Raw genomic sequence first — 14,482 nt, 5'->3', positions numbered from 1 at the left:
TGTTCCGCCCTGTGATCCTTCCGACACCGGGACTCCGGACGGCGTGAGCGTCTGACCTCGACGGCCCCGACTCATGGGCGCTGTCCCAGCAGTTCGACCTCCGCGAGGGTGGTCGGTGTGGGGAAGGTGAGGCGGTAGTGGCGGTGGGTGGTGGGGGCGGGGAGGGGGAAGGGGCGGGTTTGGCGGTCCCAGGTGAAGTGCTGGTCTGTGCGGTGGTCCAGGGGGGTCCAGTGGGTGCCGTCGTCGGAGGCTTCCAGGAGCCAGGCGTGCGGGGCGGTCGGGGCGGTGGCGGAGGTGAGGGTGTAGGAGGAGACGGTGGCGCCGGCGGGGACGGTGAAGGTGGCGCGGGTGACCGTGGCGGAGGTGGCGGAGGCGTTGTCGGTGAGCGGGCCGCCGTCCGGGACGGTCAGGTCGGAGGGCGGGGCGGGCACCGTGTCGCCCTGGGTGAGCGAGGCGGGTCCGGCGTCCGGGCCGGTGGCCCAGCGGGAGGGGCGGGGGCCCATGGCGAAGTCCAGGGTGCCGCCGCGGGCGAGCAGGGCGTGCGGCAGGGCGGTGGAGTTCCACGGCTTGCCGTTGACCCGGAGGCCCTGGACGTAGACGTTCCGGGCGCTGTTGCGGGGCGCGTTGACGACGAGGTCGCGGCCGTTCTCCAGGTGCACCGTGGCCCTGGTGAAGAGCGGTGAGCCCACCGCGTACTCGCCCTGGCCCATCACCAGCGGATAGCAGCCCAGGGCGCTGAAGACGTACCACGCGGACATCTCGCCGTTGTCCTCGTCGCCCGGGTAGCCCTGGCCGATCTCGCTGCCGAGGTAGAGCCGGGAGAGCACCTCGCGGACCTTGGCCTGGGTCTTGTACGGCTGCCCGGCCGCGTCGTAGAGGTAGGCGATGTGGTGCGAGGGCTGGTTGCTGTGCCCGTACATCCCCATCCGGACGTCGCGGGCCTCGGTCATCTCGTGGATGACGTCGCCGTAGGAGCCGGCGAACCGCTTCGCGGCGGTCTCCGGTGTGCCGAAGTAGGCGTCCAGCTTCTTCGCCAGGCCGGCCCGGCCGCCGTAGAGGTCGGCCAGTCCGCGGGTGTCCTGCGGTGCGGCGAAGGCGAAGGTCCAGGCGTTGGTCTCGGTGTAGTCGTAGCCCCAGACGCGGGGGTCGAAGCGGTCCGGCGGCAGCCGCCAGCCGCCCCGGGCGTCCCGGCCCTGGAAGAAGCCGATGCGGGCGTCGAAGAGCCGTACGTAGTTCCGGGCCCGGCCCAGGAAGTACGCCGACTCCTCCTTGTAGCGGGGGTTGTGGGTCCTGGCGTACAGGGCCTGCCCCATCCGCGCGATGCCGAAGTCGTTGAGGTAGCCCTCCAGCGCCCAGGACGCGCCCTCGCGGGTGTCGGTGCTGGTGTAACCGAGGAACGGCGCGGTGGTCATGCCCTTGCGGCCGACGCCGGCGGCGGGCGGGGCGACGGTCGCGTTCTTCACCGCCGCGTCGTAAGCAGCGGCGGCGTCGAACTTCACGCCCTTGACGTAGGCGTCGGCGAACGCGACGTCGGAGCTGGTCCCGGTCATCAGGTCCGCGTAACCGGGCGAGGACCAGCGGGAGATCCAGCCGCCGTCCTTGTACTGCTGGACGAACCCGTCCGCCATCCGGCCCGCCCGGCCGGGGGTGAGCAGCGTGTAGGCGGGCCAGGTGGTGCGATAGGTGTCCCAGAAGCCGTTGTTGACGTACACCGCACCGTCGACGATCTCGGCGCCGGTGTGCGTGGGGGTGTCCGGGCCGGCCGGCGGCGAGAACGGACTGGCGTAGCGGAGCCGCGAACCGACCTGCTCCGAGCCCGAGTTGGGGTAGAGGTAGAGCCGGTAGAGGCTGGAGTAGAGGGTGGTCAGCTGGTCGTGGGTGGCGCCCTGCACCTCGACGCGGCCGAGCAGGGCGTCCCACTGGGCGCGGGCGCGGTCCCGGACGGTGGCGAAGGAGGTGCCGTCGGGGATCTCCCGGGCGAGGTTGGCCTTCGCCTGCCCGACGCCGATCAGCGAGGTGGCCAGCCGCAGCGTCACGGTGCGGTCGGTGCCCGGCCGCAGCTTCAGATAGCCGGTGACGTCCTTGCCCCCTCCCCCTGCAGACCGCCCGCTCGCGGTGACCGGCGCGTCCACCACGCCGTAGACGAACAGCCGGGTGGCGCCGGCCGACAGACCGCTGCGCACGTCGGAGTAGCCGGAGACGACGCCGTGCGCGGCGTCGAGGGTCAGGCCGCCCTTGTCGTTGACGTTGTCGAAGAGCAGGTTGGCGTCGGCGCCGGGGAAGGTGAACCGCATCATCGCCGCGTGGTCGGTCGGCGCGATCTCGGTCCGCAGGCCGTTGTCGAAGGTCACCGCGTAGCGGTACGGCCGGGCGGACTCGTGCTCGTGGTGGAAGGGCAGCGCGCGGCCGGTGCGCGAGGCGTCCGGGGTGCCGGCCGCCGTGGACGGCATCACCTGGAAGGTCTGCCGGTCGCCCATCCAGGGGCTCGGCTCGTGACTGGCGCTGAACGCCTGGAGGGTGGGGAGGTTGTCGGCGTTGTTCCGCCGCGCGTACTCGTAGAGCCAGTCGGTGGAGCCGGCGTTCGTCACCGGCGTCCAGAAGGTGAAGCCGTTGGGCACCGCGGTCGCGGGGAAGGTGTTGCCGCGCGAGAAGCCGCCGCTGGAGAGGGTGCCACGGGTGGTGACCGCGTAGTCGGAGAGGTGGGCGGCCGGCTTCTCCGGCACCTCGGGACCGATGGCGAGGTCGTCGAGCCAGCCGCGGAAGGCGGGCGCGGTGTGCGGGGCCCGGGGCGCGTCGTAGGCGAGCAGGATGCGTGCGATGGTCTTCCCGGCGGCGACCGCGCCGATCCGGGACTCGCGGTGGTTCCACTGGTTGACGTAGAGCGTCTTGGCGGCGGCCTGGCCCTGCGGGGTCAGCGGCGCGCCGTACTGGTCGGTCGCGGCCAGTTCGCTGAGGTACGTGCCGTCGGTGAAGGCCAGGTCGACCGCGACATGGGTGGCGGGGTAGTCGAGGTCGGTCTCCGCCATCTCCGGGAAGAGCGCGTAGGAGAGCGTGGTCGTGGGGGTGACGGGGAGGTGCACCGCGAACAGCTTGTTGTACGAGTAGGCCCGGCCGGCGGCGGTGTGGGTGCCGGCGTAGCGCAGCGCGTGGCCGCCGGTGAATCCGGCGTGCGGCTTGGCGGTGGGGGAGTCGACGGGGCCGGAGCCGGGCGCGGTGTTCATCCCGGGTGCGCCGGGCGTGGTCGCCGGGGCGACGCCGGAGGTCTTCGGGCGGCCGTCCGGGCCGGTCTCGACGGTGTCGGTCCAGTCCGGCGCCGGCTGGCCCGGTTCGAAGGAGGAGCGGAACTCCGTTGCGCTGTGCGGTGGTCGGGGCGGCGCGGCCTGCGCGACGCCGGTCGCGGTGGGGGCGGTGGCGACGAGCAGGGCGGCCGCCGCGAGGGCGGCGGGGCGGGCGAGCGCCCGCAGGGGACTGTGCCGGTGTCTGTGCCGCACGCGAGCCCTCTCAACGAGATTGACATCGTTGTCAGTTGCGTAGTGCAGAGACAAGTAAGGTGCGCGCGGGGGCGGGTGTCAAGGGTGTGCGGGGCGGGCGGCGACCGTGTCGCGACCGCCGGTGCCGCCGGGGCGTCCGGCGCCGCCCCGGCGGGCCGCCCGCCCTCCGCCGAAACCTCTCAAAGGGATGCCCGGGGCACATACCGGGGAGGTCTCAACTAGGGAAAGACTCCCGGCCAACCCGGTATCCGATCTTGCCGGTTCGGCCGGAAGTGGACTATACCTATCGGCGTCCGAAACCGGCCGTACACCAGATCCAGGGCCGGAATCCGGGGGAATGCGGGGGCGGACGAATTCCCCGCGTATCCCTGGGGCCTGTTCCGCTGGAGAGGCCCCGGCTCGCCCGGTGCACATCCCGTACGACTCAGCTTCATCTGACCTGCGGTGCCGGGGTGGCTCCGGTGCACCGCCTGAGTCCTGAAGAAGGCGAGGACTTGAGCATGGGATCCACCTCAGAAGTAGGCCGCCGCGATCTGGTCAAGCGGGCCGTGGCCCTGGGAATTCTCGCGGTACCGGCGATGGGCGCCCTCACCTCCTGCGCCACCGGGGGCGGCGGCGGCTCGGACGACGGCATCAAGAACAAGGGCGCGACCTCCGCGAAGAATCCGCTCGGCGTGAAGAACGCCGCGCCGCTGGAGACCTTCATCTTCAAGGGCGGTCTGGGCGACCAGTACGCGAAGGACGCCGAGGCCGACTACGGCAAGTCCTACGGCGTCACCGTCAAGCACACCGGCACCCAGCAGATCGGTCCCAAACTCCAGCCGCGCTTTGCCGGCGGCAATCCGCCCGACCTGATCGACAACTCCGGCGCCGACCACCTGGATATGAACAAGCTGTCCGCACAGGGGCAGTTGCAGGATCTCACCGCACTGCTCGACGCCCCGTCGCTGGACGACCCGAAGAAGAAGGTCCGGGACACGCTCTACCCGAGCACCATCGAAAAGGGAAAGCACAAGGACGCCTTCGACGTCTTCTACTACGCCTTCACGGTGTACGGAACGTGGTATTCCCACAAGCTCCTGAAGGACAAGGGCTGGGCCTATCCCGCCTCCTTCGACGAGATGATCAGCCTCTGCGCCGAGATCAAGAAGGCCGGGATCGCCCCCTGGACGTATCCGGGAAAATACCCGTACTACGTCCACTTCAACGTGTTCGCGCAGATCGCCAAGATCGGCGGCCTGGACAAGTGGATCGCCATCGACAACCTCGAACCCCGCGCCTGGACCTCCAACGACGCGGTCAAGCAGGTCATCGGGCACTACGAGGAACTGGCCGCCAAGGGCTACTTCCTCCAGGGCAGCCAGGGGATGACGCACATTCAGGCACAGACCGCCTGGACCCGCGGCAAGGCCGCCTTCATCCCCAACGGCTCCTGGGTGGAGAACGAGGCCGGGCCCACCACCCCGGCCGACTTCGACATGGCCGTCGGGGCGCTCTTCGACGGCGGCAGTGGCGACCGGATGCCGCACGGCACCCTGCGCGCCGAGCCCAGTGAGCCGTTCATCGTCGCCAAGGGCGGAAAGAACCCCGTCGGTGGCATGGAACTGCTGCGGATCATGCTTTCCAGGAAGCATGCCCAGAATTTCGCCACCAAGGTCAAGTCGCTGACGAGTGTCCAGGGCGCGACCGACGGAATGCAGCTCTCGCCCGGCCTGGCGTCCGCGGCGAAGGCCGTCAAGGAGGGCGGAAAGAACCTCCTGATGATCCAGCTGCCGGAGTGGTATCCGAAGCTGACCGACGAAAAGCTCGGCGGTCTCACCAGCCAGCTGCTCACCGGCGAACTCAAGGCCGCCGACTGGATCAGCAAGGCCCAGCAGTACGCGGACGAGGTCGCCAAGGACAGCTCCGTCACCAAGTTCCACCGCGCTTCCTGACCGGTCCGCCGACCGGGGTTCCGTCCACGCACCACCGCCGACGAGGGAGGGCCGGGAAGCTCATGCGCCACGGCACGTACCGATTCATCGCGGGGTTCCTGGCCCTGCCGCTGCTGATCTACGGCATCTTCGTGCTCTCGCCGTTCGTCCAGGCGTTCCAGATCTCCACCACGGAATGGAGCGGACTGCGCGGCACCGCCAAGAGCGTCGGGCTGGCCAACTACGGAAAACTGCTGCACAGCGACGAATTCTGGAACGCGCTCAAACACAACGTCGTCATGCTGGTGCTGGTGCCGATCGCCACACTGGCGCTGGGGCTGTTCTTCGCCTTCATGCTGAACGTCGGCGGCCGGGCCCGCCGGGGCGCGGTCATCACCGGAGTCCGCGGCGCGAGGTTCTACAAATTCGTCTACTTCTTCCCGCAGGTCATCTCGATCACCATCATCTCGGTGATCTGGTTCAACATCTACAATCCCGATCCGCACGACGGCATGCTCAACTCGCTGCTGGGCGCGGTCGGTCTGGACTCCCTGCAGAGCGCCTGGCTGGGGGAGGGCCGCCTGGCACTGGCCTGCATCATGGTCGTGATGGTGTGGGCCAACGTCGGCTTCTACGTCGTGCTGTTCTCCGCCGCCATGGCCTCCATTCCGCGCGACATCTACGAGGCCGCGCTGCTGGACGGCGCCGGCCGCTCGCACACCTTCTTCCGGATCACCCTGCCGCTGCTGTGGGACACCGTGCAGACGGGCTGGGTCTACATGGGCATCATCGCGATGGACGCGTTCGCGCTGGTGCAGATCATGTCGGTCAACATGGGCGGCCCGGACGGCGTGACCGACGTCGTCCCGCTCCGCCTCTACCAAACCGCCTTCCGCGACAGTCAGTTCGGCTACGCGGCGGCGATGGGCGTCGCGATGCTCGTCGTCACGCTGCTGTTCGCCGTCCTCACGATGCGCTTCGCGCGCCGTGAGCGGATCGAGTACTAGGGGCAGGGCGCATGACGAGACGAACCACCACGGCACGGCCGCGCCGGACCTCCGAGGGCGGCACGCTCAACGTCTTCTCGCACGGCATCCTCTTCGTGTGGGGCCTGATGGTGGGCCTGCCGCTGCTGTGGGTGCTGTGGAGTTCCTTCAAGAGCAGCGGCGACATCCTCACCACGCCGTGGTCCCTCCCGGGCCGGCTGCACTTCGAGAACTGGGCCAACGCCTGGGAGAAGGCCGACATCGGCAGGATGTTCCTCAACACCCTGATCGTGGTGGGCGGTTCGCTCACCGGGACGATGGTGCTGGGCTCCATGGCGGGCTACGTCCTGGCCCGTTTCACCTTCCCCGGCAACCGCCTCATCTACTACCTCTTCGTCGCCGGCATGTCCTTCCCGGTCTTCATGCTGGTCATCCCGCTCTTCTTCGTGCTGCGGGACTTCCCCGGAGTCCCGCTGCTGGCGACGTACCAGGGCCTGATCCTCGTCTACATCGCCTACTCGCTGCCGTTCACGGTCTTCTTCATGACGGCGTTCTTCCGCACCCTGCCGACCTCGGTGGCGGAGGCGGCGATGATCGACGGCGCCTCGCACGCCCGGACGTTCTTCCAGGTCATGCTGCCGATGGCCAAACCCGGCCTGATCAGCGTCGGCATCTTCAACTTCCTGGGGCAGTGGAACCAGTACCTGCTGCCGATGGTCCTCAACCAGGACGAGAGCAAGTACGTGCTCACCCAGGGCCTGGCCAACCTCGCGCTCCAGCAGGGCTACCAGGGCGACTGGGGCGGGCTGATGGCCGGCATGATGATCGCGATGCTGCCGGTCCTGGCCGTGTACGTCGTCTTCCAGCGGCAGGTGCAGGCCGGGCTGACGGCCGGCGCGCTCAAGTAGCGCCGGTCACCTCGGCGGGGCGGTTCCGTACGGCGCCGGAACCGCCCTTTCCGTATGCCCCGCCGCACTGTTGCCGCCCGCCTCCGCCGGGTGTCCGCCCGGGCTCAACGCCTTGACGAGACTTCCCCGCTGGAGTTCTGCTTAGAGTTCACATGTTGAATTCGGTTGCCGTCCCTCGATGACGTGGGTGCGGCCGGCGGGCAGTCGTCGCACTGTGCGCCAGAGGCGGGAGTGGATGAGTCGATGGAGACTCCGGGGTCGCAGTCCTCGCTGCACCGGGCCAATCTGGAGCGGGTCGTCCGGGCGGTGCGCATGGCGGGCTCGCTCACCCAGGCGGAGATCGCCCGGAGCACGGGGCTGTCCGCGGCCACCGTCTCCAACATCGTTCGCGAGTTGAAGGACGGCGGGACCGTCCAGGTGACGCCCACCTCCGCGGGCGGCCGCCGGGCCCGCAGCGTCTCGCTCTCCGGCGACGCCGGCATCGTGGTGGGCGTCGACTTCGGCCACTCCCACCTGCGGGTGGCGGTCGGCAACCTCGCCCACGAGGTGCTCGCCGAGGAGGCCGAGCCGATCGACGTGGACGCCTCCGCGGCCGAGGGCCTCTCCCGGGCCGAGCGGCTGGTCGGCCGGCTGATCGAGCGGACCGGCGTCAGTCCCGGCAAGATCATCGGCGTCGGGCTGGGCGTCCCCGGCCCCATCGACGTCGAGTCCGGCACCCTCGGCTCGACCGCGATCCTGCCGGGCTGGGCCGGCACCAAGCCCGGCGAGGAGCTGTCCGGGCGGCTCGGCGTCCCGGTCTACGTCGACAACGACGCCAACCTCGGCGCGCTCGGCGAGCTGGTGTGGGGCGGCGGCCGCGGCGCGGCGGACCTGGCGTACATCAAGGTGGCCAGCGGCGTCGGCGCCGGACTGGTGATCAGCGGCCAGATCTACCGCGGCCCGGGCGGCACGGCCGGCGAGATCGGCCACATCACCCTGGACGAGTCCGGCCCGGTCTGCCGCTGCGGCAACCGTGGCTGCCTGGAGACCTTCACCGCCGCCCGCTACGTCCTCCCGCTGCTCCAGCCCAGCCACGGCCCCGACCTGACCATGGCCCGGGTCGTCCAGCTGGCCCGCGAGGGCGACCCCGGGTGCCGCCGGGTCGTCGCGGACGTGGGCCGCCATATCGGCAGCGGTGTGGCGAATCTGTGCAATCTGCTCAATCCCAGCCGGGTGGTGCTGGGCGGCGATCTCGCCGAGGCCGGCGAGTTGGTCCTCGGCCCGATCCGGGAGTCCGTCTCGCGGTACGCCATCCCCAGCGCCGCACGGCAGTTGGGCATCGTGCCGGGCACCCTCGGCGGCCGTGCCGAGGTGCTGGGCGCGCTGGCCCTGGTCCTGAGCGAGATGGGCGATTCGACCCTGCTCGACGGCGCCCGCGAGGCCGACGCGCCCGCGCCCGCATGACCGCGTGAAAGCGCTTTAAGTTCACTCCCCTAACGCATGGCACCGTTGTCATCTCGTTAAGGATTTACTCCTTGACGGTCGGCTGGCGGCCGAGTTGACTTCCAGCCACCTCGGCCGCAACGACGCGGCCATGTCAGGGAGGTACCCCATGAACGTGTGGACGCGCCGCGTCGTCATAGCCACCGCCGCCGTCTCGATGGCGCTCTCCGTGGCCGCCTGCGGCAAGGCCGGCGACGGCGGTAAGGGCGGCGGGGACGGCAAGACGATCGGTCTGCTGCTGCCGGAGAACAAGACGACCCGCTACGAGACCTTCGACCGCCCGCTGATCACCAAGAAGATCAAGGCGCTGTGCCCGGACTGCCAGGTCCGGTACAACAACGCCGACCAGGACACCCAGGAACAGAAGAAGCAGTTCGACGCGCTGATCACCCAGGGCGTGAAGGTGATCGTGCTGGACCCGGTCGACTACAAGGCCACCAGATCCTGGGTGAACCAGGCCGCCAAGCAGGGCGTCGAGGTCGTCGCCTACGACCGCCTGGCCGAGGGCCGGATCTCCGCCTATGTCTCCTACGACAACGAGAAGATCGGCCGCCTCCAGGGCGAGGCGCTGGTCAAGGCCATGGGGGCCGGGGCCAAGGACGACAACGTCGTCATGATCAACGGCTCGCCGACCGACCCCAACGCGCCGTTCTTCAAGAAGGGCGCCCACAGCGTCCTCGACAAGCAGGTCAAGAAGGTCGTCTACGAGCAGGACATCCCCGACTGGTCGTCGGACGAGGCCAACAAGAAGATGAACGCGGCCATCGACGCGCTCGGCAAGGGCGGCATCCAGGGTGTCTACTCCGCCAACGACGGCATGGCCGGCGGCATCATCACCGCCCTCAAGCAGCGCGGCATGAACGTCCCCGTCGGCGGCCAGGACTCCGAGCTCGCGGGCCTGCAGCGGGTCCTCAAGGGCGACCAGGCGTTCACGATCTACAAGCAGATCCAGCCGCAGGCCGACACCACGGCCGAGATCGCGGTCCGGCTGCTCAAGGGCGACAAGATCGACTCCCTGGCGCCCGCCAAGGTCGACAGCCTCAGCGGCGAGGTCAAGGGCATCCCCGCCAAGCTCTACGACGCCCAGGTCGTGACCAAGGACAACATCAAGGACACGATCATCAAGGACAAGGTCTACCAGGCGAGCCAGATCTGCACCGCCGACGTCAAGGCGGCCTGCGCGGCGGCGGGCATCAAGTAGCGCGGACGGCCGGCCCGACCGGCCCGCTTCCGCCCACCCCGGCCCGGCAGCCGGCCGGCGCCGGGCCCCGCACCGCCCCCGCACTCGCACCACCACTCCCGCCGCAGCGACGGCGGTGAAGGAGATGATTCACGTGTCCGCTACGCCCGTGCTGGCGTTGCGCGGCGTCTCCAAGCGGTTCGGCGCCGTCCAGGCGCTCACCGACGTCACCCTGGAGATCCGCGCCGGTGAGGTGGTCGCCCTGGTCGGCGACAACGGCGCCGGAAAGTCCACCCTCGTCAAGACCATCTCGGGCGTCCACCCGGTCGACGACGGCGTCATCGAATGGGAGGGCGCGCCGGTCCGCATCGGCCGGCCACACGACGCCCAGGCGCTCGGCGTCGCCACCGTCTACCAGGACCTCGCCCTCTGCGACAACCTCGACGTCGTCGCCAACCTCTACCTCGGCAGCGAGCTGGCCACCTCCGGCGTCCTCGACGAGATCGCCATGGAGAAGCGGGCCAAGGAGCTCCTGGACACCCTGTCCATCCGGATCCCCAGCGTCCGGATCCCGGTCGCCGCGCTCTCCGGCGGCCAGCGGCAGGTCGTCGCCATCGCCCGCGCGCTGATCGGCGAGCCCCGGGTCGTCATCCTGGACGAGCCGACCGCCGCGCTGGGCGTCGAGCAGACCGCGCAGGTCCTCGACCTCGTCGAGCGGCTCCGCGAGCGCGCCCTCGGCACCATCCTGATCAGCCACAACATGGCCGACGTGCGGGCCGTCGCGGACCGGGTGGCGGTGCTGCGGCTGGGCCGTAACAACGGTGTCTTCGACGTCGCGGACACCTCCCACGAAGAGATCATCGCCGCCATCACCGGTGCCGACGACAACGCCGTCACCCGCCGCACGGCCCGCACCACCCAGCTGAAGAAGGAGGCCGGGCGATGACCGAGCAGCAGACCGCCGAGGCCACGCCGAAGACCCCGCAGCCGACCGCCGTCGACCCCCGGCTGCTGGTCAGGGAGAAAGGTTTCGCCGGCTACTTCCAGGAGTTCGCGCGCCGGATCCGCGGCGGTGAGCTGGGATCCCTGCCGGTCATCGTCGGCCTGATCGTCATCGCCGTCGTCTTCCAGTTCAAGAACAGCAGCTTCCTCTCCGCGGGCAGCCTCGCCAACATCGGCGTCTACACCTCCGGCCTGGGCATCATGGCCGTCGGCATCGTCTTCGTCCTGCTGCTCGGCGAGATCGACCTCTCCGTCGGGTCGGTCGCCGGTGTGGGTGCGGCCGTCTGGGCGGTGCTGAGCGTCACGCACGGCGTCGACGACTGGCTAGCGGTCCTGATCGCGATCGCCGCCGGCGCCGCCATCGGCGTCCTGCACGGCTTCTTCTTCGCCAAGGTCGGGGTGCCCGCGTTCGTCGTCACCCTGGCCGGGTTCCTCGGCTGGAGCGGCCTGCAGATCTGGCTGATGGGCAAGGAAGGCTCCATCAACACGCCCAGCGGCAGCCTGGTCGAGGACCTCACCGGCTACTACTTCGACGACAAGGCCGCCGCCTACGGTCTGGCGCTGGTCGCGGTCCTTGCGTACGCCGGCTCACTGCTGCTGGACACCCGGCGCCGCCGGGCCGCTGACCTGCCGTTCCGGCCGCTCAGCGAGGTGCTGCTGCGCACCGGTGTGGTGGCGGTGATCGCCTTCGCCGTCGCCTACGTCCTCAACGAGCCGTCCGGCGCCCGCGGCCTGCCGCTGGCCCTGGTGCTCTTCCTCGCCGTTCTGGTCGTCGCGGACTTCGTGGTGCGCCGCACCCGCTACGGCCGGCAGATCTTCGCGGTCGGCGGCAACGCGGAGGCGGCCCGCCGGGCGGGCATCAACGTCAACCGGGTCCGGATCACGGTCTTCGCGATCTCCGGGATGCTGGCCGCCTTCGGCGGTCTCTTCATCGCCAGCCTCTCCGGCGGTGCCACCAAGAACCTGGGTTCGGGCAACACGCTGATGAACGTCATCGCCGCGGCGGTCATCGGCGGCACCAGCCTCTTCGGCGGCCGCGGCAAGATCTGGTCCGCGCTGCTGGGCATGCTGGTCATCCAGTCGATCCAGCAGGGCCTGAACCTGCTCGGCATGGCCAGCGAGATCCAGTACATGATCACCGGCGCGGTGCTGCTGGCCGCCGTGGTGATCGACTCGGTCTCGCGGCGGACCCAGAAGACCGCCGGGCGCACGTAGCCGCAGGTCGCATCGCGGCTGCGGCAGCGCCTCGGGCGCACGTAGCCGCGGGTCGGATTGCGGCTGCGGCGGCGCCTCGGGCGTACGTAACGCCGGCTGGCCACATCACCCCCCAGGTGCCTGTAAGTCCTGAAATGTCATAGGACGGCAACAGTCTTCGTCACAGGGTGGAAACCGGCCCCCATCGGACGTCTTCCGACGGGGGCCGTGCCGCGTCCGGGACGCCGTTGCGACCGCCCGCGACGGCGTTCGAGGGGGCCTCCACCCGAGTGACATACATCGCGAGGCCCGGCCGCGCCGGCGGCGCGCGCGACATTAGACTCATCTGATCGGCAAGCTCGACCTACGGCAGCAAGGAGGCATGGGGTGGCATTGCTGACCCGTATCAAGGGGCCGCGCGACCTGGACCGGCTTACCCCGGAGCAGCTCACGCAGCTGGCGGCGGAGATCCGTGGTTTCCTCGTCGACGCGGTCTCCAAGACCGGCGGACACCTCGGCCCGAACCTCGGCGTGGTCGAGCTGACCATCGCCCTGCACCGCGTCTTCCATTCCCCCAAGGACCGGGTCCTGTGGGACACCGGACACCAGTCCTACGTCCACAAGCTGCTGACCGGCCGCCAGGACTTCTCCCGGCTCAAGGCCAAGGGCGGCCTCTCCGGCTACCCCTCCCGCGCCGAGTCGGCGCACGACGTCATCGAGAACAGCCACGCCTCCACCGTCCTGGGCTGGGCCGAGGGCATCGCCAAGGCCAACGAGGTCCGCCGCCGGGACGACCGGGTGGTGGCCGTCATCGGTGACGGCGCCCTCACCGGCGGCATGGCCTGGGAGGCGCTCAACAACATCGCCGCCGCCAAGGACCGCCCGCTGGTCATCGTCGTCAACGACAACGAGCGCTCCTACGCGCCGACCATCGGCGGCCTGGCCAACCACCTCGCGACCCTGCGCACCACCGACGGCTACGAACGCTTCCTGGCCCGCGGGAAGGACATCCTGGAGCGCACCCCGGTCGTCGGCAAGCCGCTCTACGAGACCCTGCACGGCGCCAAGAAGGGCCTGAAGGACTTCATCGCGCCGCAGGGCATGTTCGAGGACCTGGGCCTGAAGTACGTCGGCCCGATCGACGGCCACGACATCGAGGCGCTGGAGTCCGCGCTGGCCCGCGCCAAGCGCTTCGGCGGCCCGGTGATCGTCCACTGCCTCACCGAGAAGGGCCGTGGGTACAAGCCCGCCGAGCAGGACGAGGCCGACCGCTTCCACGGCATCGGCCCCATCCACCCGGACACCGGCCTGCCGATCTCCTCCGGCGGCAAGGACTGGACCGGCGTCTTTGGCGACGAGATGGTCGCGCTGGGCAAGGAGCGCGAGGACATCGTCGCCATCACGGCGGCCATGCTCCAGCCGGTCGGCCTGGAGAAGTTCGCCAAGGCGTTCCCGGACCGGGTCTACGACGTCGGCATCGCCGAGCAGCACGCCGCGGTCTCCGCGGCCGGTATGGCCACCGCCGGACTCCACCCGGTCTTCGCGGTCTACGCCACCTTCCTCAACCGCGCCTTCGACCAGGTCCTGATGGACGTCGCGCTGCACAGGTGCGGCGTCACCTTCGTCCTGGACCGGGCCGGCATCACCGGCACCGACGGCGCCTCGCACAACGGCATGTGGGACATGTCGATCCTCCAGGTCGTCCCCGGCCTGCGGCTGGCCGCGCCGCGCGACGCCGAGCAGGTGCGCGCCCAGCTGCGGGAGGCCGTCGAGATCGACGACGCGCCGACCGTGGTGCGCTACTCCAAGGGCGCGGTCGGCCCGGCGGTCGAGGCGGTCGGCCGGGTCGGCGGCATGGACGTGCTGCGCGCGGCCGGCACCGACGGGCGGCCCGACGTCCTGCTGGTGTCGGTCGGCGCGCTCGCCCCGATGTGCCTGGAGGTCGCCGACCTCCTCGACAAGCAGGGCATCTCCACCACCGTCGTGGACCCCCGCTGGGTCAAGCCGGTCGACGAGGCGCTGCCGGGCCTGGCCGCCGAGCACCGGGTCGTGGTCACCGTCGAGGACAACATCCGCACCGGCGGCGTCGGTTCGGCCGTCGCCCAGGCGCTCCGGGACGCCGACGTGGACGTCCCGCTGCGCGACTTCGGCATCCCCGAGCGGTTCCTGGACCACGCCTCCCGCAAGGAGGTCATGGCCGAGGTCGGGCTCACCGCGCCGGACATCGCCCGCCAGGTGACCGGCCTGGTCGCCAAGATGGACAACCGCGGCGCCGGCGCCGGCGCCCCCGCGCCCGCGGAGGCGGCCCGCGACTGACCGCGGCCCG

Annotated in this window: 9 protein-coding genes; 8 read left to right on the top strand and 1 reads right to left on the bottom strand. The window is 70.2% G+C overall.

Going from position 1 to position 14,482, the window contains the following annotated elements:
• Positions 1-71: 71 nt before the first annotated feature.
• Positions 72-3,491: a GH92 family glycosyl hydrolase gene (locus B073_RS0104870; RefSeq protein ID WP_018536969.1), complete on the bottom strand. Its 3,420-nt coding sequence runs from the start codon at positions 3,489-3,491 to the stop codon at positions 72-74.
• 500 nt (positions 3,492-3,991) lie between these two features.
• Between B073_RS0104870 and ngcE the strand changes: the two genes are divergently transcribed.
• The 8 genes from ngcE (at position 3,992) to dxs (ending at position 14,472) form a co-directional block, all read left to right on the top strand.
• A complete protein-coding gene (ngcE, locus tag B073_RS0104865; protein ID WP_018536968.1) occupies positions 3,992-5,425 on the top strand; it encodes an N-acetylglucosamine/diacetylchitobiose ABC transporter substrate-binding protein in 1,434 nt (477 codons plus the stop codon).
• Positions 5,426-5,487: 62 nt separating this feature from the next.
• A complete protein-coding gene (locus B073_RS0104860) occupies positions 5,488-6,411 on the top strand; it encodes a carbohydrate ABC transporter permease (protein ID WP_018536967.1) in 924 nt (307 codons plus the stop codon).
• Positions 6,412-6,422: 11 nt separating this feature from the next.
• Positions 6,423-7,298 (top strand): carbohydrate ABC transporter permease, encoded by an 876-nt coding sequence (locus B073_RS0104855; protein WP_018536966.1) that lies wholly within the window; start codon positions 6,423-6,425, stop codon positions 7,296-7,298.
• A 243-nt stretch (positions 7,299-7,541) separates the two neighbouring features.
• Complete coding sequence (locus B073_RS0104850; protein WP_018536965.1) at positions 7,542-8,741, top strand: ROK family transcriptional regulator; 1,200 nt, start codon at positions 7,542-7,544, stop codon at positions 8,739-8,741.
• 148 nt (positions 8,742-8,889) lie between these two features.
• Complete coding sequence (locus tag B073_RS0104845) at positions 8,890-9,981, top strand: sugar ABC transporter substrate-binding protein (protein WP_018536964.1); 1,092 nt, start codon at positions 8,890-8,892, stop codon at positions 9,979-9,981.
• A 124-nt stretch (positions 9,982-10,105) separates the two neighbouring features.
• On the top strand, positions 10,106-10,906 hold the full coding sequence (locus B073_RS0104840) for an ATP-binding cassette domain-containing protein (protein WP_078507894.1): 801 nt from the start codon (positions 10,106-10,108) through the stop codon (positions 10,904-10,906).
• A complete protein-coding gene (locus B073_RS0104835; RefSeq protein ID WP_018536962.1) occupies positions 10,903-12,177 on the top strand; it encodes a sugar ABC transporter permease in 1,275 nt (424 codons plus the stop codon). Before B073_RS0104840 ends, B073_RS0104835 begins: the two co-directional genes overlap by 4 nt.
• 366 nt (positions 12,178-12,543) lie before the next feature.
• Entirely contained in the window at positions 12,544-14,472 is a 1,929-nt protein-coding gene (gene dxs / locus B073_RS0104830; RefSeq protein ID WP_018536961.1) for a 1-deoxy-D-xylulose-5-phosphate synthase, read from the top strand.
• Positions 14,473-14,482: the final 10 nt, after the last annotated feature.

This window comes from Streptomyces sp. MspMP-M5 (assembly GCF_000373585.1).
Taxonomy (GTDB): domain Bacteria; phylum Actinomycetota; class Actinomycetes; order Streptomycetales; family Streptomycetaceae; genus Streptomyces.
The sequence above is the reverse complement of the archived record's forward strand: the minus strand, read 5'-3'. Positions and strand labels throughout refer to the sequence as shown.